The organism is Microtetraspora malaysiensis, assembly GCF_050947145.1.
Classification (GTDB): domain Bacteria; phylum Actinomycetota; class Actinomycetes; order Streptosporangiales; family Streptosporangiaceae; genus Microtetraspora_A; species Microtetraspora_A malaysiensis.
The window spans coordinates 6626960-6648873 of record NZ_CP191998.1; the positions used below are offsets into that span (position 1 = coordinate 6626960).

The following is a 21914-nucleotide window of genomic DNA, read 5'->3' on the forward strand; positions in this document are numbered from 1 at the left end:
GCGGCGGGACTACTTGTCCGGCGTCGAGACGCGTGAGCGGATGCCGGTGATCCGGCGGAAGACGTCCCACCAGAACGGAGCGCCGAACAGCAGCGCGAACAGGGTGATCAGGAAGCCGGGCCAGTGGGACGGGGACGCCACCCGGCTCCACCAGTCGCCGCCCTGCCACGACCAGGACGGCCCGGCGGCCGCGGCGCCCATCTCGACCGTCACCGGCGCGTGCGTGAAGATCTGTGCGAACGCCGGGGCGCTGAGCACGTCGGTCACGCAGGAGTAGGTGTTCTCTCCGGACGCGCACCGCTCCTTCAGCGGCGCCAGTGCCTCCGCGCCGGACTGGGCGAACGCCGCGACCGAGCTGCGGTAGGCGCTGTCGTTCAGCAGCGACTTGCCGTACTCCAGGGAGTCCATGCCGAAGAGCGCCGTGACGAGCAGGGCGAGCGCGGCGATCACCCAGCGGACGTACCTCCGGTACAGCATGGTGAGCCGCTGCATCTCACCGTCGAACCAGTCCGCGACCCCGTTGCGGAACGCCTCGGCGTCGTGGGACGCGCGGTCCCACACGGCCTTGAGCGGCCGGTAGAGCGGGCTCCTGAGCGTGTCCAGCTCGCGCATCATCCGCTCGACACCGCCCATGTCGGTGGCGATCTCCATCAGCGCGACGGCGAACCGGGCCGGGGGGATCTGCGCGATGTTGGTCCGGCCGCGCGCCGAGTGGTCGATCTCCTGCAGCCGCTCGTGCAGGAGGTCGGCCAGCGACTTGCCCCCCTCCGGCCGGCCGGCGAGCGGCGGGCTCTGCACGGGCGCGGGCCGCGCGCTGAACGCCGGTCGCGGATCCCGCCCGAACGGCAGCTTCGCGAACACGCCGAGCACGGTCGCGGGCAGCCGGGACCGGCCCTCTCCGGACGGCGGGAGCAGGTCGGCCAACCGGGCCCACAGCCAGCGCCCCACGCCCTTCAACCGGTCGAGCACCCCCGTCAGGACCCGCAGTGCCACCGGGGCCCGCCGCGCGACCTCCGCGCCGTCGAGGGTGTCGCGCAGGTACGCCCACAGGAACTTGCTGCGGATGCCGAGCAGCCGGACGATGCCCTCGTTGACGCCGCTGACCAGCAACGACAGCAGCAGGAAGGCGAGCACCAGGCCGAGGGCGAAATCGGTGTAGTACGAGATCACAGGATCACCGCGAATCTACGCGCGGCCCCGTCCAGCGGATCGGGGCTCACCGGGGGACGTCGATCGCACCGTTGATACACCGGGACGCCGGGCCGCGGCAACGGAATCGGCGCGGGGGTGGTGTCAGTCCTCGTAGAAGACGCGCTCCACGACCGTCCTGGCCCGGCGGGTGACCCGGCGGTAGTCCTCGATGAAGTCCTCGGAGCCGTCCGGCGGGTAGCCGAGCGCCCGCGCGATCAGCGACCGCTCCTTGACCGCCGTGGGGATCGTGTCCCCGGCCCGGCCCCTGACCAGCATCACGGCGTCCCTGATCCGCGAGGCGAACCGCCACGCCTGGTCGAGCACGGCCTCGTCCTCGGCCGCCAGCAGGCCCTCGTCAACCGCGGCGCGCAGCGCGCCGAGCGTCCGGGTCGTGCGCAGCGCCGGTACGGCTCCCGCGTGGCGGAGCTGGATGAGCTGCGCCACCCACTCCACGTCCGAGAGCCCGCCCCGGCCCAGCTTGGTGTGCAGGGCGGGATCGGCGCCGCGCGGCAGCCGTTCGGCCTCCATGCGTGCCTTGAGCTTGCGGATCTCCCGTACGGCGTCGCCCGGGATGCCGTCGGCGGGGTGGCGCACCGGGTCGATCATGGCGATGAACTCGGCGCCGAGCTCGGCGTCCCCCGCGCAGAACCGGGCGCGCAGCAACGCCTGCGCCTCCCAGTGGGACGACCAGCGGGCGTAGTACGCCGCATAGGACGCGATCGTGCGGACCAGCGGCCCCTGCCTGCCCTCGGGCCGCAGCCCGGCGTCCACCGGCAGCGGCGGATCGGGGGCCTGGAGCGCGAGCAGCCGGCGCAGCTCCTCGGCGACGGCGTGAGCGGCGTCGGTGGCGTCCCGGTCGGCCGCGCCCGGCAGCGGGGCGTGCACGAACATCACGTCGGCGTCGCTCGCGTACGAGCTCTCCAGGCCGCCCAGCCGGCCCATCGCGATCACGGCGATCCGGGTCGGCATCGGCCCGCGCCGCTCCGCGCTCACCTTGTTGACCGCCGCGTCGAGCGCGGCCTGGATGGTCACATCGTTGAGCGCGGAGAGCGCCTGCCCCACGCCCTCGATGTCGATCAGCCCGGCCAGGTCGGCGCACGCCGTACGCAGCAGCTCGCGGCGGCGCAGCGCGCGGACGGCGGCGACGGCGGTCTCGGCATCCCCGCCGTGCCGGCCGACCGCCGCGGCGGCCTCGGCCGCGAGCGCGGCGGCGGGCCGTACGGCGAGGGCGGCGTCGGAGCCGAGGATCGCGACGGCCTCCGGCGCGTGCAGCAGCAACCCGGTGACGTAGCGGCTGGTCCCGAGCAGGTGGGCGAGCCGTTCGGCGACCGCCGTCTCGTCGCGGAGCAGCCGCAGATACCACGGCGTGGCCCCGAGCTTGTCGCTGATCTGGCGGAACCCGAGGAGCCCGGCGTCCGGGTCGGGCGCGTCGGCGAACCAGCCGAGCATGACGGGCAGCAGCGTGCGCTGGATCGCGGCGCGGCGGGACACCCCGCTGGTGAGGGCGGCGATGTGCCGCAGCGCGCCCTCGGCGTCGGTGTATCCGAGCGCCTCCAGCCGAGCTCTCGCGGCGGCCGCGGACAGCCGGGTCTCGGTCTCGGGCAGCCGCGCGACGGCCTGCAGCAGCGGCCGGTAGAAAAGCTTCTCGTGCAGCCGCCGCGCCTCCAGCGCGTGCCGCCGCCACGTCCTGGTGAACTGGCCGACGGGGTCGCTCGTCATGCCGAGCGCCCGCCCGAGCCTGCGCAGGTCGGCGGTCTCCGACGGCACGACGTGCGTACGGCGCAGCCGGTGCAGCTGGATCAGGTGCTCGACCCGGCGCAGGAACGTGTACGCCTCGGCGAGCGACTTGGCGTCGTCCCGGCCGACGTACCCGCCCCTGGACAGGGCGGCGAGCGCGGACAGCGTGGCGCGGCGGCGCAGCAGCGGATCGCCGCGCCCGTGGACGAGCTGGAGGAGCTGGACGGCGAACTCGATGTCGCGCAGCCCGCCCGGCCCGAGCTTGATCTGGCGTTCGGCGTCGCCGGCCCTGACCTGGGCCTCCACGCGGCGGCGCATCGCCTGCACGTCCTCGACGAAGTTCTCCCTGGCCGCGGCCTGCCAGACCAGCTCGTTGACGGCGGCGACGTACTCCTGGCCGAGCTCCAGGTCGCCGGCCACCGGCCGGGCCTTGAGCAGCGCCTGGAACTCCCAGGTCTTGGCCCAGCGCCGGTAGTACGCGAGGTGGCTGTCGAGCGTGCGGACCAGCGGGCCCAGCCTGCCTTCGGGGCGCAGTCCCGCGTCGACCTCCCACAGCGCGCCCTCGGGGGTGCTCTCGGAGCAGGCCCGCATCATCGCCTGGGCCAGCCGGGTCCCGGCCTGCAGCGCCTTGGTCTCGTCGGCGCCGTCCCTCGGCTCGGCCACGAAGACCACGTCGACGTCGGAGATGTAGTTGAGCTCCCTCGCGCCGCATTTGCCCATGCCGATGACGGCGAGCCGTACGTCGCCCGCGTCCGGGACCTCGGTGCGGGCGATCTCCAGGGCGGCGTCGAGCGCGGCCCCGGCGAGATCGGACAGCTCGGCGGTGGTGTCGGCGAAGGCCGATTCGCCCACCAGGTCGCGGGCCGCGAGGTGGAGCAGCCGTCCCCGGTAAGCCACCCGGAGGGCGTCCAGCGCGGCCCGGCGGTCCTGCGGGAACGCGGTGACGGCGGTGGTCAGCTCTTCGCGCAGTTCACGCTCGGTCGGCCGACCGGCCCTTCCCTGCCCGGCGGCCCCGGCCCCGGCCCCGGTCGCGGGTGGCTCGGCCCCGTCGTCCCCGGGCTGCTCCAGCAGCCGCAGGTGCTCCGGATGCCGGACGACGTGGTCGCCGAGCGCGGCACTCAGGCCGAGAACGCGCAGCAGCCGCGCGCGCAGGGCGGGATCCGCGCGGAACGCCCCGAGCACACTCGGGTCGCGTTCGACCAGGCGGGCCAGCGCGGCGAGCGCGAGGTCGGGGTCGGCGGTCGCGAGGAGGTCGTCGAGCAGCTCGACATCGCCGACCGCCTCCGGGCCGAGTTGGTCCAGCAGCCGCTCTGCCCTGGCTCCGTCGGTGAATCCGAGCCTGGCCAGGCGCCCCGCCGTGGTCTGCATCCGGGAGTCGGCGTTCACGTGCCTTCTTCCAGCTCGACGTCGATCACATCGGCCATCGTGGAGAGGCCTTCGCAGCAACGGTACACACGACGGGAGAGGCTCCCCCGCGGAGATCGACTCCGGCGCGCCGCACCGGACCACGCCGGCCGCTAGCGCCGGTGCCGTTGTTCGGATCGACGAGAGCCGGGCACGCTGTGCGCCCGGCTCCTATCGGTGTGACCGCGGCGGATCGCTGAGTCGTCCCGCGGTTCAGGCGGGTGTGTAGACGGCGTTCATGACGCCGGAGGGGAAGGTGGTCGTCGCGGTGACGGCGAGCGGCACCCGCGGCCAGGTCTCGGGCGCTTCGACGACGCCGTCGAGCGAGATGAACAGGCCGACGACGAGCTTGCGTGCGGTACTCATGCCGCCACCTCCGCTCCTGCCGGGGCGACGTCGTAGCAGAGCTTGGTGACACCGTTGGGATAGGTCGCGGACTCCCGCAGATGCAGGCGCTGCGTGCCGTGCTCCGCGCTGCCGAAGGCGCTCTTGCCGGGGCCGATGAGCACCGGGAAGACGAGCAGGTTGTACCGGTCGATCAGGCCGGCGTCGGCAAGGCTGCGCGCGAGTTCGGTGCTGCCGTGCACGAAGATCGCTCCGCCCGCTTCGCGCTTGAGGGCCGCGACCTCGTCGAGGGAGCGGAGGATCGTGGTCGGTCCCCATCCGTCGACGAGGGCGTCTTCGCCGAGCGTGGTCGAGACGACGTACTTCGGGATGTCCCGGTACGGCTCGTGCTCGGCGGACCCCGGCCAGAAGGCCGAGAACGCCTCGTAGCTGCGGCGGCCGAACAGCAACGCGGAGGTCTCCGCGAGCTCCTCGTCCTTGAGAGAGAACGCCTCGGGGACGAACTCGGCCTGGAGTACCCAGCCGCCGTTGCGGTGCCCTTCGGACGAGGCGCCGGGCGAGTCGAACACGCCGTCGAGCGACATGAAGCCGGTGTAGACCAGGTCACGGGTGGTGGTCATGATGATGCGCTCCCTTTCCGGGGTATCGGGTCATCGGTTTGGGTTGGTGGCGGCGCCGTCGAGCCAGAGCATGTCGCTGGCGTCGGCGTGGGTGCCGGTGGTTCCGACGTGCTTGCCGCTGATCTGCGGACCCTTGGTGATCACGTGCACGAGCGCCATGCCGTGCCCGCGCCCGAGGTCGTAGTCCTGCTTCAGCCAGTCGAGGATCGGCGTGGCCTTGGCGGTCTCATCGAATCCGCGCTCACGGGCGAGGTCGAGGAACTGACGGGGCGTGAGGCCGGTCTTGGCCTCGATGCTGTCGAGGTAGCTCTGAAACGACATGAGACGTTCTCCTTGCCGGGTTCAGGAGACGCGGGCGTCGCTGGTGGCGAAGATGTTCCGGATGACGGACGGCTCCGCGGGTGGTCAATGGTCGCGGTGGAAGGTGAGGTGGATGGTGCCGCTCGGCGCGGTTTCGGCGGTGACCTCGTAGCCCGATTCCAGGCCGCGCAGGTCGTCCCAGAGCCGGATGCCCCGGCCGAGCAGGATCGGCGCGATGGCCACGTGCAGCCGGTCGATCAGGCCCGCCGTCAGGAACTCGCGGACGACCGTGGCGCCGCCGCCGATCCGCACGTCCTTCCCGGCCGCGGCGGCATGCGCCTGTGCGAGTGCTTCATCCGGGGTGGCCGTGAGGAAGTGGAAGGTGGTGCCGCCGGCCATCTCGATCGAGGCTCGCGGGGAGTGGGTGAGCACGAAGACCGGGACGCGGAAGGGTGGCTCGTCGCCCCACCAGCCCCGCCAGTCGGGGTCGTCCGGATTGTCGTGCAGCCCAAACATACCGGCGCCCATGATCTCGGCGCCGACCTCGGCGAAGTACGCCTCCGCGTACGCGTCATCCACGCCGGTCGTACCCGCCCCGCTGGTCTCGCCCAGCACACGGGCGCGGAACGTGCGGGTCGCGGCATACGCGGCGACCAGGCGAAACCAGTCCTTGCCCATCGGGTTCTCGGGGGTCTGGTCGGTCGTGGTCGCGAAACCGTCGAGCGAGATGTTCAGGTCGGCGCGCACCGCGCCGGTCGAGGTCGGGATGGACATGGGGTTCTCCGTTCTTTTGCGGGGTTTCGGGCGCGTTCGACCGCCCGGAGAGGCGCCGAGTTCGGCCCCTCGGGTATGAGTGCGAATCGGGCGGGCCTTAGCCGAACTCCTGCCCGATCTGCGGCGATGCGTGGATGCGGACCATCCGCAGCCGGTCGGGACCGGTGGCGGTGAAACGGTGTGCGACCCCGGCGCCGACGACGAGGACATCCCCTCCGCGGCCGCCATGGAGGCCGCGTTCCTCGGCGACACGCACCGTATCGTGTTGCTATGAAGGTAGAGGACGATATCCATTTACGCAACACGCTACGTATCGTGTACTTTAAGGGGGTGAACAAGGCGCCCGATCCGACGAAACGTAGCGAGGCTGCGCGCCAGGCGGTGCTGGAAGCCGCCCTGGCGCTGTGTGAAGAGGACGGCTATCCGCGCCTCACGATCGAGGGGATCGCTGCCCGATCCGGGGTGAGCAAGAAGACGATCTACCGATGGTGGCCGTCAAAGGGTGCGGTGCTACTAGAGGCGGTCATCGAAGAGGCCGCAGACACGGCTGGCCATCCCGACACCGGCAACCTCGTCGAGGATGTGCTCGCGCAGCTCAAGGCCGTGATCGCGCTGCTCACGCCCCATCAGACTTCGGCGCTCACGGGCATCATCGCCGAAGCGCTCCGCGACGATGACCTTGCGGCCAACCTGCGTGAGCAACTGATCATGCCGAACATCGGGCTCTTCGACGAGCGGATGCGCTCCGCCCAGCGCCGTGGCGAGATCCCCGAAGGCGCCGACCTGGAGCTCCTCAACGACCTTCTGCACGGCACTCTCTACCACCGCCTCGTCTTCCATCTCGGCATGCCCGACGATGACGAACTCCGCGAACGCATCGAAGTTGTCATCGTCGGCCTCAATGCCCGGTCTCACTGATCCGCCGCTTTGAGGGCGGCGATTCGGACCGGAGCCATCTGGATCTGCACCCTGACTGGCAGGAAGATCCCGGAGATTCGGGCTGTCAGCGACCGCGTCAGCGGTGGTTGCGGACGACCGCGGCGAACGCCTCCGCCAGGGGACGCCACGCGGCCCGGAGCCCGTCCTCCGCCTCCTTCACCTCGCGGTCCAGCTCCGCCACCTCGTGATCGGGCGGATTGCCCTCGGCGGTCCAGCTCGCGAAGATCTCCGGGGTCGCCTCCGGGTGGAACTGCACCGCCCACGCGGAGTCGCCGAGCCGGTACGCCTGGTTGGGATAGCGCGACCCGGTCGCCAGGCGCACCGCGCCCGGCGGCAGCTCGGTCATCGCGTCGTAGTGGTACTGCACCGCGCGCGGCTCCGGTACCGCCGCCGCGACGGGGCCGAACAGGCGGTCGCCGTCCGCCTCGGGCAGCAGTTCGATCGAGGTGAGGCCGATCTCCAGGCCGTCGGCGCCGCGCGCGACGGTGCCGCCGCAGGCGATGGTCATGAGCTGCGCGCCCAGGCAGATGCCGAGCGTCGGAACGCCGCTCTCCACCGCTTTGGCGATGAGCGCGCGGGCGTCCGGCAGCCAGGCGCAGCCGTCGTCGTCCCACGCCGAGGGCGATCCGCCGAGCACGAGGAGCCCGGCTCCGGGGTCGGAGGGCACCGCCTCTCCCCTGTGCGGCCGGACGATCTCGTACTCGATCCCCGCGTCCTCCAGCCAGCCCGCGAAGAACCCCAGGCCCGCGCCGACCTCATGCTCCACCACGACGACACGCTCGCTCATGCCGACGAGCATAAAGGGGGAGTAATTACACGTCTGTCACTGGACGTACCTTTTGCGGCGCCGCTGGCGTACAGTGCCGGGCAACAGCACGGAAAGATCGTTCATCCCAGGAGGAACCGATGCGGCTCGACGAGGTCAAGGTACCGGGCGGCAGGCTGCGGATCGCGACGTTCGGCACCGGCCCGCGCCTGATCATCGCGGCCCACGGCATCACCGCCTCCCTCATGGCCTGGCGGGCGGTGGGCGAGGCGCTCCCCGAGGGGTGGTCGCTGGTCGCCGTCGACCTGCGCGGGCGCGGCCACAGCGCCGACGTGCCCGGCCCGTACGGGCTGCCCCGGCACGCCGAGGACCTCGACCTCGTCGCCGACCACGTCGGCGCGGACGAGACGTCCGTCCTCACCGGCCACTCCATGGGCGCGTACATCGCGGCGCTGCACGGCGCGCGGCGCGCGTACGCCAGGGCCGTCCTGCTGGACGGCGGGCTCCCGCTGCCGATGCCGCCGGGCGCCGATCCGGACGCGGTGCTGGAGGCCACGCTCGGCCCGGCCATCGCGCGGCTGAGCCAGACCTACGCCGGCGTGGACGACTACGTCGGCTTCTTCCAGGCGCACCCGGCGTTCGCCGGGCACTGGTCCCCCGTGGTGGACGAGTACGTGCGCTACGACGCGACCGGCCCGGCCGACGCCGTACGCTCCCGGGCCCAGGAGGACGCGGTGCGGCAGGACGGCCGCTGGCTGCTGACCGGCGCCGAGGAGATCGGCCGGGCACTGGAGGGCGCCAAGTCCCCGCTCAGCCTGCTGCGGGCGCCGCGCGGCCTGCTCAACCAGGAGGTCGGCATGCAGCCCGACGACCTGGCCGCGCAGTGGAAGGCGCGGCTCCCCGGACTGCGGGACGAGGTCGTCGAGGACTGCAACCACTACACGATCATCTTCGACGAGCGCTGCGTCCGCACGGTCGTCGATCGGCTGACCGCCGACTGACCGCGGCGGAACCGTCGCGCCGCACAGAGAGCCGGTCCGGAGCGGCCGGCGCGCTCCCCCGGCTCGACGGCGTACCACCGTTCCACGACGCGCGACGGCCCGTGGCCGCGCCCGCTCTCGCGGGGGCCACGGGCCGTCGGACGTGGGTCGTCGCGCCCGTCGTCGCGGGCTCAGCCGCGCGGAACGATCCAGGTGGCCTTGGCGGCCGCGACCAGGGTGCCGTCGACCTCGTAGACGGCGCTCTCACCGAAGAGCTTGCGGCCGTCGCGGCCGGAGACGCGCCCGACCACGGAGTAGCGGCCGAGCGGGTAGACCCGGCGGTAGACCTGCGCGGTCAGCCGGCCGAGAAGCGCGGACTGGCCGGGCTGCGGCTGCGGCTCGGCGGGCGCGCCGGGGCCGCCGAAGTGCGCCCAGAAGGTCACGCAGTCGAGTGCGGCCCAGACGATCGACTCGGGGACGACGCCGTCCTCATCGGTCACGTTGGCCGGGACCCGCCAGCCCGCCGCCACCGCGCCCGCCTCCGGCACCGGGCCGGGGAAGATGCGCAGGCCGTCACCCGGCTCGCGCAGGCCGCACGCGAAGCACCCGGCGATCGCGTGCCCGCGCAGGCCCGCGAACCCGGCCTCGGCCCGCGCGGCGTCCGTGAACGGCACGAACGGGGGCGGGGTCAGGGACTCGGCGACCGGGATGGCCTCGGCGAGATGCCGATCACCGTCGCCGAGAGCGAGGGTGTTGCCGACCTGGGCGACCCCCAGCTCCTTCTCCAGCGGGACGGGTTTATGCAGGGTGACTTCGACGGCCGAACCGTCACTCGCACCGGTCAGAACGCCGGCCAGTGTGCCCGAGATCCACCCGCCGTTGGCGGTCCCCTCGGGCCCCCGGAAACGCTCCGGAACGGTCAGAACGGTCTGCAGCCCGGCAGCCGTCGTCATGCAACACCCTCCAACGTCACGCCCAATTGCGGCCCATCCGCATCAGTCGTAACCAACCCGCCGATTTTACGCTTCTCCGCTTAAGAGAAGTTAAACAGACCCGGATGTCAGCCACGTTCACTATGCGTGTCTATTTGCGCTCGCTCCGCTCGCGCGGGCTCGGGGCGCCCTCAGGCGATGTCTTCCCTCGTCTCTCGGGGCTTCGTTCCTCAGCCCGCTCGTTCCTCAGTCCAGACACCGCCACGCCCCGAGCGTGTTGGTTCGAAACCATAGTGATCGATGGTGCCCGGGGCGGGTGATTCGGCCTGTGGGGAAGATCACAGGATCGGGAGGTAGCGCCCCAGCTCGAACTCGGTGACCTGGCGGCGGTACTCGCGCCACTCGGTTCGCTTGTTACGCAGGAAGAAGTCGAAGACGTGCTCGCCCAGCGTCTCGGCGACCAGCTCGCTGCGCTCCATCACGCTTATCGCCTCGTCGAGCGACTGCGGCAGCGGCTGGATGCCGAGCGCCCGGCGCTCCCCGCTGGTCAGCGCCCAGACGTCGTCCTCCGCGCCGGGCGGCATCTCGTACCCCTGCTCGATGCCCTTCAGACCGGCGGCGAGGATCACCGCGAACGCGAGGTAGGGGTTGCACGAGGAGTCCAGCGAGCGGAACTCGATGCGGGTCGAGCCGCCCTTGTGCGGCTTGTACATCGGGACCCGGACCAGCGCGGATCGGTTGTTGTGGCCCCAGCAGATGTAGGAGGGGGCCTCGCCGCCCTGCCCGGCGATCGCCTCGGCGCCGCCCCACAGCCGCTTGTACGAGTTCACCCACTGGTTGCAGACCGCCGTGATCTCGGCGGCGTGCCGCAGCAGGCCGCCGATGAACGACCGGCCGACCTTGGAGAGCTGGTAGTCGGCGCCCGGCTCGTAGAAGGCGTTCCGGTCGCCCTCGAAGAGCGACATGTGGGTGTGCATGCCCGAGCCGGGGTACTCGGTGAACGGCTTGGGCATGAAGGACGCCCAGATGCCCTGTTCCAGGGCGACCTCCTTCATCACCAGCCGGAAGGTCATGATGTTGTCGGCGGTCGTCAGCGCGTCGGCGTAGCGCAGGTCGATCTCCTGCTGGCCGGGGGCGCCCTCGTGGTGGCTGTACTCCACCGAGATGCCCATCGACTCCAGCATCATGATCGCCTGGCGGCGGAAGTCGTGGCCCGCGCTGTGCGGCGTGTGGTCGAAGTAGCCGCCCTCGTCGATCGGGCTGGGCCGCTCCCCGCGCTCGGGCCGGTCACGCAGCAGGAAGAACTCCACCTCGGGGTGGGTGTAGAAGGTGAACCCCATCTCCGCCGCCCTGGCCAGGGTGCGCTTGAGCACCCAGCGCGGGTCGGCGTGCGACGGCGAGCCGTCCGGCATGAGGATGTCGCAGAACATGCGGGCCGCGCCCGGCGACTCGCTGCGCCACGGCAGGATCTGGAACGTGGACGGGTCCGGCTTGGCCAGCATGTCGGACTCGTAGACGCGGGAGAAGCCCTCGATCGCCGACCCGTCGAACCCGATGCCTTCGGCAAAGGCCCCTTCGAGCTCGGCGGGCGCCACGGCCACCGACTTGAGGAAGCCGAGCACGTCGGTGAACCACAGCCGGATGAACCGGATGTCGCGCTCTTCGAGCGTTCGGAGAACGAATTCCTGCTGGCGGTCCACGGCGTACCTCTCGGGAACTACACGTCTGGTCTCGTACCAGTGTGCCCTCTGCGTGTTTCACCTGCATTACGAGGGAACGCGTCCTCCGTGACCGGACCAGGGGCGACCGTCACACCCCGCTGACCAGCGCGTCCCCCATGGAGGTGCGCCGGTAGAGCACCTCCCTGCCCATCCGCTGCCGGGCGACGAGCCCGCCGCCGGACAGCACGGTCAGATGCTGGCTCACCGCTCCCGGGGTGAGATCCATCCGGCGGGCCAGCCCGGAGGTCGAGGCGGGCTCCTCCAGCGCGGTGAGGATGCCCGCCCTGGTACGGCCGATGAGCGCGGTGAGCCCGCCGGAGGTGCACGGCCGTCCCGTCGTCCACAGCGTGCCGACGCCGTGCGCCGGATAGCACAGCAGCGGCTGGTACGGCTCGCACACGACCGCGACGTCGGGCCAGTGGAACGCGCTGGGCACGAGCAGCAGGCCGTCCCCCGTGATCGGTCCGGAGTGGTTCCACTCCTTGGCCGTGACGAGCCGGTCTCCGTGCCAGGTCACGGAGTCGTGCAGGTCGGTGAACACCGCCTGCACTCCTCCGGTCGCGAGGATGCGGGAACGCCGCATGACGTCGGCCTCCAGCACGCCGTAGACCTGCGGCCAGAACTCCTCCATGGCGACGGTCCACAAGCTCCACAGCGTGTCCGACACGCGGCGGATGCCGGCCTCCGGGTCGTCGGCGAACCTGCGCTGCGCCTCCGGGTCGGGGGAGCGCACGTGAGCCGCCTCTTCCAGCGCCGTCTCGGGCCGTGTGTGCCGCACCCTTTCCAGCTCGGCTGCGAAGTCCGGAAGCGTCGTGTCCGGCGGCGGCGTCAGGAAGTCGGGGAGGTAACCCCGCATCGGGACGAGCGCGTACAGCTCGGCGAGGTCGAGCCCGGCCACCCGGGGCCGCACGGCGCGCAGCCATGGCAGGTGGACCGAGTGCCGCCCGGGCTGCCGCAGCACGCGCAGGCTCGACACCAGCTCCCACAGCGGCGAGAACGCGAACCGCAGCCGGGCCACGTCACCGGGGGCGAACCACCACTCGATGCTCACCGGCCCTCCTTTCCCCGCAGGAGCTTTTAGCGACAGCTAAATCGTTCGCATCGTAGCGAACACCTGTCCGAAGCTTTCCCCGTGACAAGCACGACCATCGCCAGAACTGGCTTCCTCCGGTCGCGGATCGGCGGCCTTCCCCGCCCCTTCTGGGCCCTCTTCGGCGGCACCCTCGTCAACCGTCTCGGCACCATGGTGGACCCGTTCATCGGCGTCTACCTGACCCAGTCGCGCGGGATGTCGCTCGCGGCGACCGGCCTGGTGCTCACCGTCTACGGCGCGGGGTCGCTGGCGTCCCAGCCGGTCGCGGGCTGGATGGCCGACCGCTTCGGGCGGCGGGTGACGCTGGCCGGATCGATGCTCATGACGGCGGTCGCGTTCATCGCGCTCGGGTACACGACGAGCATCCCGGGGATCGTCGCCGGGATGTTCGTGCTCGGGATCGTGATCGACGCCTACCGCCCCGCCTCCCATGCGCTGGTGGCCGACCTGGTCTCCCCCGAGGATCGGCCCCGCGCGTACGGCCTGATCTACTGGGCGCTCAACCTGGGCTTCTCCGTCGCGATGATCGCCGGCGGCTGGCTGGCCAAGGGCGGCTTCACCACGCTGTTCTGGATCGACGCGATCACCTGCGCCGCCTTCGCCGTCCTGGTGTGGCGGGCGATCCCCGAGACCCGCCCGGCCAAGAGCGAGGTGTCCGAGGGCGGGTTCGGCGACGTGCTGCGCGACCGGCTGATGGTCGCTTTCACGCTGATCAACCTCGTGTACGCGTTCGTCTACCTCCAGGGGTTCACCACGCTGCCGCTGGCGATGGCCGGTCAGGGCCTCCCGACCAGCGCGTACGGCAGCGCGATGGCGGTGAACGGCGTGCTGATCGTGGTCATCCAGCCGCTGACGAACGCATGGCTCGCCCACCGCGACCCGAGCCGCCTCCTGGCCCTCGGCTTCGTCGTCGTGGGCGGAGGGTTCGCGCTCACCACCCTGATGTCGTCGGCACTCGGCCACGGCGCCGCGATCGCCGTCTGGACGCTCGGCGAGATCGCCCTGGCGGGCATCCCCGGCACGATCGTCGCCGCGCTCGCCCCGCCGCACCTGCGGGGCCGCTACGCCGGCCTGAACGGCTTCGCCTGGTCGGCCGCCTCGCTGCTCGCGCCGCTGCTCGGCACCCGGCTGCTGGATGTGGGCGCGCCGGTGCTGTGGATCACCTGCGGCGTGCTGGGGGCGCTGGCCGCCGCGGCGATGCTCGCCATCGCCCCGGCGATCCGCCGCCGGGCTGGCGCCGACGGACTCCTGGCGACATAATCCGCATTCACCATGAACGAACGACGCGGCCGGACGGTCGCCGCCGTCATGGCGGTCGCGTCGGTCGCCCTGACGGCAATCGGCCTGCTGGTCCAGCTCCGGCTCCCTCCTGACTGGCAGCCCAGCTTCCCGGTCTCCCCGGACCTCGGCGTCGGCCTCGCCTTCGCGCCCGTCGGCGCCTTCCTGGTCGCGCAGCGCCCACGGCTGAGCCTCGCCTGGCTGATGTGCGCGGGCGGGCTGCTCGGCGCGGGCAACGTGATCGGCGGCGCGTTGCTCCTTCACGCCGCCTCGCGGGGCGACCTCGACGTCGCCGGGGTGCTGCGCTGGCTGGAGGTGACGTGCTGGGCCGTCGCGGGACTGCTGCTCGCGATCGTGCTGCCCCTCTACTCGCCGACCGGCCGGCTGCCCTCGCGCCGGTGGCGGCCGGTGGTCGTGGCCGGCGTCGTGGCGACGCTCGCGGAGATCGTTGTGATCGTCGCCCGACCCACTCCGGACCCGGCGCGCTACCGCCTGCCCGCCGTCATCCCCAACCCGCTGGCGATCGAGGCGCTCGCGCCGTACTACGACCAGGTCGTCTCGGCGCTGGCGTACGCCATCGCGGTGTGCGTGGTCGCCGCGCTGCTCTCGCTGGTGCTGCGGCTACGCGGGGCCGACCCGGTCACCCGGCGGCAGATCGCCTGGCCGCTCATCGCCTTCGCCGGATATGTCGTCTTCTATCTGTCGGGCCCGTCCATGGTGGTGCCGGCCTCGGCGTGGACGGCCGCCATCCCCATCGCGATCCTCTTCTCGGCGCTGCGCTACCGGCTGTACGGCATCGACACGGTCATCAGCAGGACCTTCGTGGCGGCGGGCCTGCTCGCCGTGGTCGGCGGCGTCTACTTCGGGGCGAGCGGGCTGGCCGGCCTGCTGGCATCGGGATACCACCAGGTCGCCGGGGTCGCGGCGGCGGTGCTGTCCGGCGCGTTCTTCCAGCCGCTGCGCGGCGCCCTCCAGCGCGCGATCGACCGGATGCTCTACGGCCCCGTCGGCGACCCCGCGGTCCTCGCCGACCGGCTCACCCAGGAGGTGCGTCTGGCCGGTCCCGCCGACGCGCTCGCCTCCGTCGTCGCGGTCGTGCGGGACGGCCTGGCCGTCGATGGCGCCGCCGTCGAGGTGACCGGCGGGCGGCCCGGCTACGTCGCGCGCGGCGACGTCGGCGGCTCCCCCAGGAAGATCGCCCTGGTCTGGCACGGCGAGCCGGTGGGCCGCCTGCTGATCGGCGAGCCGGGGCCACGGCGGTTCGCCGCCGCTCACGACGAGCGGGTCATCGCCACGCTGCTGCCCCACGTCGCCGACGTGGCGCACGCCGTACGCATGGCCTCGGACCTGCAGCGATCCCGGGAGCGGATCCTCGCCGCCCGTGAGGAGGAGCGCCGCCGGCTGCGCCGCGACCTGCACGACGGCCTCGGCCAGACCCTGTCCGCCATGGCGATGACCGTCAACATGGCGCGGTACAGCCTCACGCGCTCCCGCTCCGCGGCCGACGAACTGCTCCGCGACCTGCACGCCGGCATGGACGCCGTCACCGGCGACATTCGCCGGCTCGTGTACGGCCTGCGGCCCCCGGCGCTCGACGACCTCGGCCTGGCGGGAGCCGTACGGGCCCTGGCGGAGGAGGCGCCGCCGCCCGCGGAGGTCGTCGTCGAGGGCGAGACGTCGGGGCTGCCCGCCGCGGTGGAGGTGGCGGCGTACCGCATCGTGCAGGAGGCGCTGACCAACGTCCGCAGGCACGCCCGAGCCGAGCGCGTGAGCGTGGCGCTCTCCCGGGACGCCGAGCTGCGGGTCACCGTCACCGACGACGGGATCGGCCTGCCGGAGGACCGGCGGGCCGGGGTTGGGACGTCGTCGATGCGGGAACGCGCCGCCGAGCTGGGCGGGAGCTGCGTCATCGCCGCCGCTCCCGGCGGGGGCACCACGGTGGAGGCCCGGTTCCCGCTCGCCTCCCCCGGCGAGCCGCCCGCGCCGGACGGCTCCACCCCGGCCATCCCGAACGGCCCCGCTCCGGATTCCCCCACCGGCTCCACCACGAGCGCCTCCCCCGACCCCGCTCCCGGCCGCTGACCTCTCTCCTGCCGGTCCCGGCCCGCACCGCGCCGGTCGCCCGGCGGGGAAGAACGCGGGTGAGGACGGACGGCAGGAGACAGCTCGCATCGGGCACTGCTCTGGCGCATCGGATAGCCCTACGCTTACCAGTGCGATGGTGAAATTTCGTGCTCTCGGACCGTTCCAGGCGGAATCTGATGGTCAGGTCCTCGACCTGGGAGGTCAGCGGCAGCAGGCCGTGCTGGCCCGGCTGGTCGTCGCGGGCGGCCGGGCCGTACCCGTCGGCGTGCTCATCGACGAGCTGTGGCCGGGCGAGCCGCCCGGCCAGGCGCTCTCGACCATCCAGGGATACGTGTCGCGGCTGCGCCGCGCGCTCGAACCGCGCCGCGCGCCCCGCGAGCAGGCCGGGATCCTGGTCTCGGCTCCCCCGGGGTACGCACTGCGCGCCACGGTGGAGCAGGTCGACTCCTGGTGGTTCGAGAAGCTCGTCAAGAGCGACCACGACAACGATCCGGCGCGCACGCTGGAGCGGATGGAGACCGCGCTCGGCCTGTGGCGCGGTCCCGCGCTGGCCGAGTTCCTCGACCTGCCGTGGGCGGTGGCCGAGGGGCTGCGGCTGGAGGAGCTGCGCCTGCTCGCGGTCGAACGCCGAGGTGACGCGGCCATCCGGCTGGGCCGGGCCGGCGCGCTGGTCCCTGATCTGGAGGCCCACGCGTCGACGTACCCGCTGCGTGAGGAGGCCTGGCGGCTGCTCGCGCTGGCGCTGTACCGGGAGGGACGGCAGGGGGACGCGCTCGGCGCCCTGCGGCGGGCGCGCGAGGCCCTCCGCGAGGAGCTGGGCCTGGACCTGGGGCCCGCCCTGCAGCGGCTGGAGCAGGACATCTTCTCGCAGGCGCCGCACCTGGACGGCCCGAAGTCCCGCGCCTCGGGCGCGCCGACGGCCGGACCGGCGTCGTACGCCCCGCCGGCGGCGATCCGCGTCCTGGTCGCCGACGATCAGGCGCTGGTACGCACCGGCCTGAAGATGGTCCTGGACTCGGAGCCCGGCCTGGAGTTCGCCGGCGCGGCCGAGAACGGCGAGCAGGCGATCGCCCTCGTCCGGACGGCGCGGCCGGACGTGGTCCTGATGGACATCCAGATGCCCCGGCTCGACGGCCTGGCCGCGGCACGGCGGATCCTCGCGGACGGCGACCCGCCGAAGGTGATCATGATGACGACCTTCGGGACCGACGAGAACCTCTACGCCGCGCTGCGCGCGGGGGTGAGCGGCTTCGTGCTCAAGACCTCCCCGCCGGAGCAGCTCATCGCGGCGATCCGGGCCGCGGTCGCGGGCGACGCCCTGCTCGACCCGGCGGTCACCACGCACCTGATCGCGGCCTTCGCCGGGCGGCGCGACCCGGCCGCCCCCGCCGGGCTCTCGGACTCCGACCTCGACCTGGTCAAGCTGGTGGCGCGCGGCTTCACCAACCGGCAGATCGCCGTCACCCTGGCCGTGCCGGAAAGCGAGGTGGCCGAGGAGGTGGCCGCGCTGCTCGACCGGCTGGAGCTGCTCGACCGGGCGCAGCTCGTGGTCCTCGCGTACGAGAGCGGCCTGGTCAGTCCCGGATCATCCGAACGATGACTTATCGTCGCTTTGACGACAAATAACGCGGGGTTCTACGCTGGGCCTGTGGCACAACTGCGTATCGCCCTGGCCCAGACCAACCCCGTCGTCGGCGACCTCGCCGGGAACGCGAACCGGCTCGTCGAGTGGACCCACCGCGCCGCCCACGAGGGCGCGCACCTGGTGGTCTTCACGGAGATGTTCCTGACCGGATATCCCGTCGAGGACCTGGTGCTCCGCTCCTCGTTCGTGGACGCCTCCATCGCGACCCTCGAGGCCGTGGCGCGCCGCCTCGCCGACGAGGGGCTCGGCGAGCTTCCCGTCATCACCGGCTACGTCGACCGGGCCGACCTCGAACCCCGGGTCGGCCAGCCGAAGGGCGCACCCCTCGACGCCGTGGCCGTGCTGTACGGCGGGCGCGTGGTCGCGCGCAGCGCCAAGCACCACCTGCCCAACTACGGCGTCTTCGACGAGTACCGCTACTTCGTGCGCGGCGACCGGATGCCCATCGTGCGGGTGCGCGGCGTGGACGTCGCCATCGCCGTCTGCGAGGACCTCTGGCAGGACGGCGGGCCGGTCTCCACGGTCGCCCGGGCCGGCGCCGGCCTGCTCGTCGTCCCCAACGCCTCGCCGTACGAGGTGGAGAAGGACGACGTGCGACGGGAGCTGGTCGAGAGGCGGGCCCGGGAAGCGGGCTGCGCCCTCGCCTACGTCAACCAGGTCGGCGGGCAGGACGAGCTCGTCTTCGACGGCGACTCGATCGTGGTCGACGCCTCCGGCGCCCTGATCGCGCGCGCCTCGCAGTTCAAGGAGGAGCTGCTCGTCGCCGACCTCGACCTCCCGCTCGGCACCGGCGAGCCCGGCGAGTTCCCCGTGGACGCGCAGGACGGCACCACCATCACCGTCGAACGGCTGGAGCTCACGGGCGGGCCGGTCGAGCCGTACGCGCCCGTGCCGCCCGTCGTGGCCCCGCGGCTGGACGACCTCGCCGAGATCTACCACGCCCTCGTCCTCGGCGTGCGCGACTACGTCACCAAGAACGGCTTCCGCTCGGTGATCCTCGGCCTGTCCGGCGGCATCGACTCCGCCCTCGCCACGACGATCGCGTCCGACGCCATCGGGCCGGAGCGGGTGAACGTCGTGCTGATGCCCTCGCGCTACTCGTCCGAGCACTCGGTCGGCGACGCGGAGGAGCTGGTACGGCGGCAGGGCGTCACCGCGCGGACCGTCCCGATCGCCGACATCGTCACCGCGTTCGAGAAGGAGATCGACCTGGACGGCCTGGCGGCCGAGAACCTCCAGGCCCGCGTGCGCGGCATGCTGCTGATGAGCCTGTCGAACGAGCACGGCCACCTGGTGCTGACCACCGGCAACAAGAGCGAGCTGGCCACCGGCTACTCCACCCTCTACGGCGACTCGGCGGGCGGGTTCGCCCCCATCAAGGACGTGCCGAAGACCCTGGTCTGGGAGCTGTCCACGTGGCGCAACGCCCACGGCCCGGACGACTTCTTCCTGCTCCGCACGGACGAGCCGCCGATCCCGGAGAACTCGATCACCAAGGAGCCCAGCGCCGAGCTGCGGCCCGACCAGCGCGACACCGACTCGCTCCCGCCGTACGACGTGCTCGACCGGCTGCTGGACGAGTACGTGGAGAAGGACATGGGCGCCCCGGAGCTGGTGGCGGCCGGGCACGACAGCGAGCTGGTGAGCCGGATCATCCGGCTGGTGGACCTCGCGGAGTACAAGCGGCGCCAGTACCCGCCGGGGCCGAAGATCACGCCGAAGAACTTCGGCCGCGACCGGCGGCTGCCGATCACGAACCGGTGGCGGGAGACCACCCGCTGACCGTCCGGCGCCGACCCGGCTTCCCCCTCAGCGAGGGATGGCAGCCGGGCGGCGCCTCATCGTCCACCATGGGCGGAAGCCGCGCAGCTGCCGCGTTCGGCGCGGGCGGAAGCCGGACAGTGCCCGCGTTCAGCGGGGGCAGAAGCCGCGCAACGCCTCGTCCACGATCCGCTCGGCCAGGTCGTCGGGCAGATCGGTGGCGCGCTGCGACCACTTGGTGTGCCACAGCATCGCGCCGGTCAGTATGGCCATCGCCATCTCGACGTCGAGGTCGGGGCGCAGCTCCCCGCGCTCGACACCGCGCCGCAGCACCTCCGCCATGACGGCGCGGCGCGGCTGGATGGCCAGCTCGTCGAAGCGGGCGGCCAGGCGGGGGTGCCGGTCGGAGTCGCTCATGGCGATGTTCATGATGCAGCGCGTGCGGCTGTGCCGGGACTCGTCCTGGATGACTCTGAGATAGGCGACCAGGTCGTCCCGGACGGAGTCCCCCCGCAGCGGCGGGAGCGGCGGTTTCAACGTCGCCAGGGCGTCGACGACGAGATCTTCCTTGTTGGACCAGCGGCGATAGATCGTCGTCTTGCCGACACCCGCCCGGGATGCGATGCCCTCGATGGACAGCTCGGACACCGCGATGCCCTCGCCGATCATTTCGAGAGTGGCCTCGATGATCGACTTCTCCGCCTTCTCACTGCGGGGGCGCCCCGCGGCGCGAGCCGCCCCTTCCGCCATCTGCCGCGTCATCATCGTGCGCTCACACTACCGCCGCCTCGCGATCCACCTCCGGAATACCGTCCGGAGCGGCCGGAACGGGCTTTCCGGGCATCCAGCGGGCCATCAGGAGGGCGCCGACCAGCGCGACCGCGGCCGAGCCGAGGGCCGCCCAGTGGATGCCGCCGACGAACGCCTCGCCGGCCGCCTTCATCAGCCCGGCGCCCTGCGCGCCGAGACTCTCGGCGACACCGGCGGCGCCGGAGATCGACTCGGTCACGACGTGGTGGAGCTGCTGCGGGACGCCGGTCACCTTGCCCTCCATGCCGTCGCGGTACACGGCGGAGAGCACCGCGCCGAGGATGGCGATGCCGAGGGTGCCGCCGACCTGGCGCACGACGTTGCTCATCGAGGAGCCGACACCGGCCTTCTCACGGGGCAGCGCGTTCATGATCGCGGTGGTCGCGGGCGGCATGATGTGGGCCATCGCCGCCCCCTGGACGAACGTGAGGACCAGCAGGATCCAGATGGGCGTGTCCACACCGACGAGGGAGTAGGACGCGAGGCAGGCAGTGATCACGAACATGCCGACCGTGCCGACCGCCTTGGCGCCGTACTTCTCGACGACCTTGGAGCTGCGCGGCGCGAAGATGAGCTGGGCCACCGCGAAGGGCAGCACCAGGGCGCCCGACTGGAGCGGCGAGTATCCCCGGACGATCTGCCAGTAGAAGGCCATGAAGAACATCACGCCCATCGCCGCGAAGAAGACCAGGCCGACGCTGGCGATCGCGGTGGAGAAGGCGGCGTTCCTGAAGTGGCGCACGTCGAAGGCCGGGTGGTCGATGCGCCGCTCGTACCAGAAGAACACGCCGAGGATGGCGAGGCCGAGCAGCGACGGGACGACGACCGAGACGTCGGCGACGGTGCCGAGGTCGCTGATCCGCACGATGCCGTAGACCAGGGCCACCAGGCCGACGATCGACAGCAGCACGCCGACCGGGTCGAGGCCGGTCTTGCCGGGGTCCTTGGAGTCGGGCACCACTGCCCCGATCAACACCAGGCCGATCAGCACGATCGGGATGTTGACCAGGAAGACCGAGCCCCACCAGAAGTGCTGAAGGAGCAGGCCGCCGGTGATCGGGCCGATCGCCACGGCGATGCCGACGCCGCCCGCCCAGATGCCGATCGCCTTGCCCCGCTCGTGGATCGGGAAGACGTTCGAGATGATCGCCAGCGTGGCCGGCATGATGGCCGCGCCGCCGAGACCCATCAACGCGCGGGCCATGATGAGCTGCATCGGGTCCTGCGCGTACGCGCTGACCAGCGACGCGATACCGAAGATGACCATGCCGACCAGCAGCATCTTCTTACGGCCGTACCTGTCGCCCAGCACGCCGAAGGTGAACAGCAGCCCCGCGAAGACGAGCGTGTAGGAGTTCATCGCCCACTCGAGCTCGCTCTGGGTGGCCCCCAGACCCTGCACCGGGTCGGCGATCGTCTTGATCGCGACGTTGAGAATGGTGTTGTCGAGCACGACGGCCAGCAGGCTGAACACCATGACGCCGAGAATCTGCCATCGGCGTGGGTGCCCGGTACACGCGTCCAAAGGGTCCC

The 21914-nt window shown here is 72.0% G+C and carries 19 protein-coding genes; 6 read left to right on the forward strand and 13 right to left on the reverse strand.

The features are described 5' to 3' along the window. Positions 1 to 9: 9 nt before the first annotated feature. The 7 genes from ACQP1V_RS31240 to ACQP1V_RS31270 form a co-directional block, all read right to left on the reverse strand. Entirely contained in the window at positions 10 to 1170 is a 1161-nt protein-coding gene (locus ACQP1V_RS31240) for a hypothetical protein (RefSeq protein ID WP_433413569.1), read from the reverse strand. A gap of 123 nt (positions 1171 to 1293) precedes the next feature. After that, positions 1294 to 4296: a bifunctional [glutamine synthetase] adenylyltransferase/[glutamine synthetase]-adenylyl-L-tyrosine phosphorylase gene (locus ACQP1V_RS31245; protein WP_433426018.1), complete on the reverse strand. Its 3003-nt coding sequence runs from the start codon at positions 4294 to 4296 to the stop codon at positions 1294 to 1296. A 249-nt stretch (positions 4297 to 4545) separates the two neighbouring features. Then, positions 4546 to 4698 carry a hypothetical protein gene (locus ACQP1V_RS31250; protein WP_433413570.1) on the reverse strand — a complete coding sequence of 51 codons (153 nt, stop codon included), beginning with the start codon at positions 4696 to 4698 and terminating at the stop codon, positions 4546 to 4548. Beyond that, a complete protein-coding gene (locus ACQP1V_RS31255) occupies positions 4695 to 5297 on the reverse strand; it encodes a dihydrofolate reductase family protein (RefSeq protein ID WP_433413572.1) in 603 nt (200 codons plus the stop codon). Before ACQP1V_RS31255 ends, ACQP1V_RS31250 begins: the two co-directional genes overlap by 4 nt. 30 nt (positions 5298 to 5327) lie before the next feature. Beyond that, positions 5328 to 5618, reverse strand: coding sequence for a DUF4287 domain-containing protein (locus tag ACQP1V_RS31260; RefSeq protein WP_433413574.1), 291 nt, complete (start codon positions 5616 to 5618; stop codon positions 5328 to 5330). A gap of 84 nt (positions 5619 to 5702) precedes the next feature. Further along, entirely contained in the window at positions 5703 to 6371 is a 669-nt protein-coding gene (locus ACQP1V_RS31265) for a dihydrofolate reductase family protein (RefSeq protein WP_433413576.1), read from the reverse strand. 97 nt (positions 6372 to 6468) lie between these two features. Further along, positions 6469 to 6627 carry a hypothetical protein gene (locus ACQP1V_RS31270; RefSeq protein ID WP_433413578.1) on the reverse strand — a complete coding sequence of 53 codons (159 nt, stop codon included), beginning with the start codon at positions 6625 to 6627 and terminating at the stop codon, positions 6469 to 6471. 14 nt (positions 6628 to 6641) lie between these two features. On the opposite strand from ACQP1V_RS31270, the gene ACQP1V_RS31275 reads away from it, so the two are divergent. Further along, positions 6642 to 7289, forward strand: a complete 648-nt coding sequence (locus ACQP1V_RS31275) for a TetR/AcrR family transcriptional regulator (RefSeq protein WP_433413579.1) — start codon at positions 6642 to 6644, stop codon at positions 7287 to 7289. 97 nt (positions 7290 to 7386) lie between these two features. Here ACQP1V_RS31275 and ACQP1V_RS31280 read toward each other — a convergent pair whose 3' ends face one another. Further along, on the reverse strand, positions 7387 to 8097 hold the full coding sequence (locus tag ACQP1V_RS31280) for a type 1 glutamine amidotransferase (protein WP_433413581.1): 711 nt from the start codon (positions 8095 to 8097) through the stop codon (positions 7387 to 7389). Between the two features lie 119 nt (positions 8098 to 8216). Between ACQP1V_RS31280 and ACQP1V_RS31285 the strand changes: the two genes are divergently transcribed. Further along, on the forward strand, positions 8217 to 9077 hold the full coding sequence (locus ACQP1V_RS31285) for an alpha/beta hydrolase (protein ID WP_433413582.1): 861 nt from the start codon (positions 8217 to 8219) through the stop codon (positions 9075 to 9077). Between the two features lie 170 nt (positions 9078 to 9247). Here the strand turns inward: ACQP1V_RS31285 and ACQP1V_RS31290 are convergent, their stop codons facing one another. The 3 genes from ACQP1V_RS31290 to ACQP1V_RS31300 form a co-directional block, all read right to left on the reverse strand. Further along, positions 9248 to 10009, reverse strand: a complete 762-nt coding sequence (locus tag ACQP1V_RS31290; RefSeq protein ID WP_433413584.1) for a hypothetical protein — start codon at positions 10007 to 10009, stop codon at positions 9248 to 9250. Between the two features lie 317 nt (positions 10010 to 10326). After that, positions 10327 to 11688 carry a glutamine synthetase family protein gene (locus tag ACQP1V_RS31295; RefSeq protein WP_067127938.1) on the reverse strand — a complete coding sequence of 454 codons (1362 nt, stop codon included), beginning with the start codon at positions 11686 to 11688 and terminating at the stop codon, positions 10327 to 10329. 109 nt (positions 11689 to 11797) lie between these two features. After that, a complete protein-coding gene (locus tag ACQP1V_RS31300; RefSeq protein ID WP_433413585.1) occupies positions 11798 to 12760 on the reverse strand; it encodes a DUF5937 family protein in 963 nt (320 codons plus the stop codon). 81 nt (positions 12761 to 12841) lie between these two features. On the opposite strand from ACQP1V_RS31300, the gene ACQP1V_RS31305 reads away from it, so the two are divergent. The 4 genes from ACQP1V_RS31305 to ACQP1V_RS31320 all read left to right on the forward strand — a co-directional run bounded on the left by ACQP1V_RS31305 (position 12842) and on the right by ACQP1V_RS31320 (position 19592). Then, the gene (locus tag ACQP1V_RS31305) at positions 12842 to 14062 is read left to right on the forward strand and encodes an MDR family MFS transporter (RefSeq protein ID WP_433413586.1); all 1221 of its coding nucleotides are present in this window, start codon (positions 12842 to 12844) and stop codon (positions 14060 to 14062) included. A 12-nt stretch (positions 14063 to 14074) separates the two neighbouring features. Continuing rightward, positions 14075 to 16162: a sensor histidine kinase gene (locus ACQP1V_RS31310; RefSeq protein WP_433413587.1), complete on the forward strand. Its 2088-nt coding sequence runs from the start codon at positions 14075 to 14077 to the stop codon at positions 16160 to 16162. 136 nt (positions 16163 to 16298) lie between these two features. Next, the gene (locus ACQP1V_RS31315; protein ID WP_433413588.1) at positions 16299 to 17765 is read left to right on the forward strand and encodes a BTAD domain-containing putative transcriptional regulator; all 1467 of its coding nucleotides are present in this window, start codon (positions 16299 to 16301) and stop codon (positions 17763 to 17765) included. 48 nt (positions 17766 to 17813) lie between these two features. Next, entirely contained in the window at positions 17814 to 19592 is a 1779-nt protein-coding gene (locus tag ACQP1V_RS31320; protein WP_433413589.1) for an NAD+ synthase, read from the forward strand. A 129-nt stretch (positions 19593 to 19721) separates the two neighbouring features. On the opposite strand, the gene ACQP1V_RS31325 is transcribed toward ACQP1V_RS31320, so the two are convergent. Together ACQP1V_RS31325 and ACQP1V_RS31330 are read right to left on the reverse strand one after the other, a co-directional pair. Beyond that, on the reverse strand, positions 19722 to 20336 hold the full coding sequence (locus ACQP1V_RS31325) for a TetR/AcrR family transcriptional regulator (protein WP_067127925.1): 615 nt from the start codon (positions 20334 to 20336) through the stop codon (positions 19722 to 19724). A 7-nt stretch (positions 20337 to 20343) separates the two neighbouring features. Beyond that, on the reverse strand, positions 20344 to 21858 hold the full coding sequence (locus ACQP1V_RS31330; protein ID WP_433413590.1) for an MFS transporter: 1515 nt from the start codon (positions 21856 to 21858) through the stop codon (positions 20344 to 20346). Positions 21859 to 21914 lie beyond the last annotated feature (56 nt).

What these genes read in the sequence shown, in the direction of transcription:
- ACQP1V_RS31290 (WP_433413584.1), bottom strand. Translation starts at nt 10,009, where the DNA reads ATGACGACGGCTGCCGGGCTGCAGACCGTTCTGACCGTTCCGGAGCGT.
- ACQP1V_RS31315 (WP_433413588.1), top strand. Translation starts at nt 16,299, where the DNA reads ATGGTGAAATTTCGTGCTCTCGGACCGTTCCAGGCGGAATCTGATGGT.
- ACQP1V_RS31255 (WP_433413572.1), bottom strand. Translation starts at nt 5,297, where the DNA reads ATGACCACCACCCGTGACCTGGTCTACACCGGCTTCATGTCGCTCGAC.
- ACQP1V_RS31265 (WP_433413576.1), bottom strand. Translation starts at nt 6,371, where the DNA reads ATGTCCATCCCGACCTCGACCGGCGCGGTGCGCGCCGACCTGAACATC.
- ACQP1V_RS31285 (WP_433413582.1), top strand. Translation starts at nt 8,217, where the DNA reads ATGCGGCTCGACGAGGTCAAGGTACCGGGCGGCAGGCTGCGGATCGCG.
- ACQP1V_RS31280 (WP_433413581.1), bottom strand. Translation starts at nt 8,097, where the DNA reads ATGAGCGAGCGTGTCGTCGTGGTGGAGCATGAGGTCGGCGCGGGCCTG.
- ACQP1V_RS31245 (WP_433426018.1), bottom strand. Translation starts at nt 4,296, where the DNA reads ATGCAGACCACGGCGGGGCGCCTGGCCAGGCTCGGATTCACCGACGGA.
- ACQP1V_RS31260 (WP_433413574.1), bottom strand. Translation starts at nt 5,618, where the DNA reads ATGTCGTTTCAGAGCTACCTCGACAGCATCGAGGCCAAGACCGGCCTC.
- ACQP1V_RS31250 (WP_433413570.1), bottom strand. Translation starts at nt 4,698, where the DNA reads ATGAGTACCGCACGCAAGCTCGTCGTCGGCCTGTTCATCTCGCTCGAC.
- ACQP1V_RS31275 (WP_433413579.1), top strand. Translation starts at nt 6,642, where the DNA reads ATGAAGGTAGAGGACGATATCCATTTACGCAACACGCTACGTATCGTG.
- ACQP1V_RS31325 (WP_067127925.1), bottom strand. Translation starts at nt 20,336, where the DNA reads ATGATGACGCGGCAGATGGCGGAAGGGGCGGCTCGCGCCGCGGGGCGC.
- ACQP1V_RS31330 (WP_433413590.1), bottom strand. Translation starts at nt 21,858, where the DNA reads ATGGTGTTCAGCCTGCTGGCCGTCGTGCTCGACAACACCATTCTCAAC.
- ACQP1V_RS31310 (WP_433413587.1), top strand. Translation starts at nt 14,075, where the DNA reads ATGAACGAACGACGCGGCCGGACGGTCGCCGCCGTCATGGCGGTCGCG.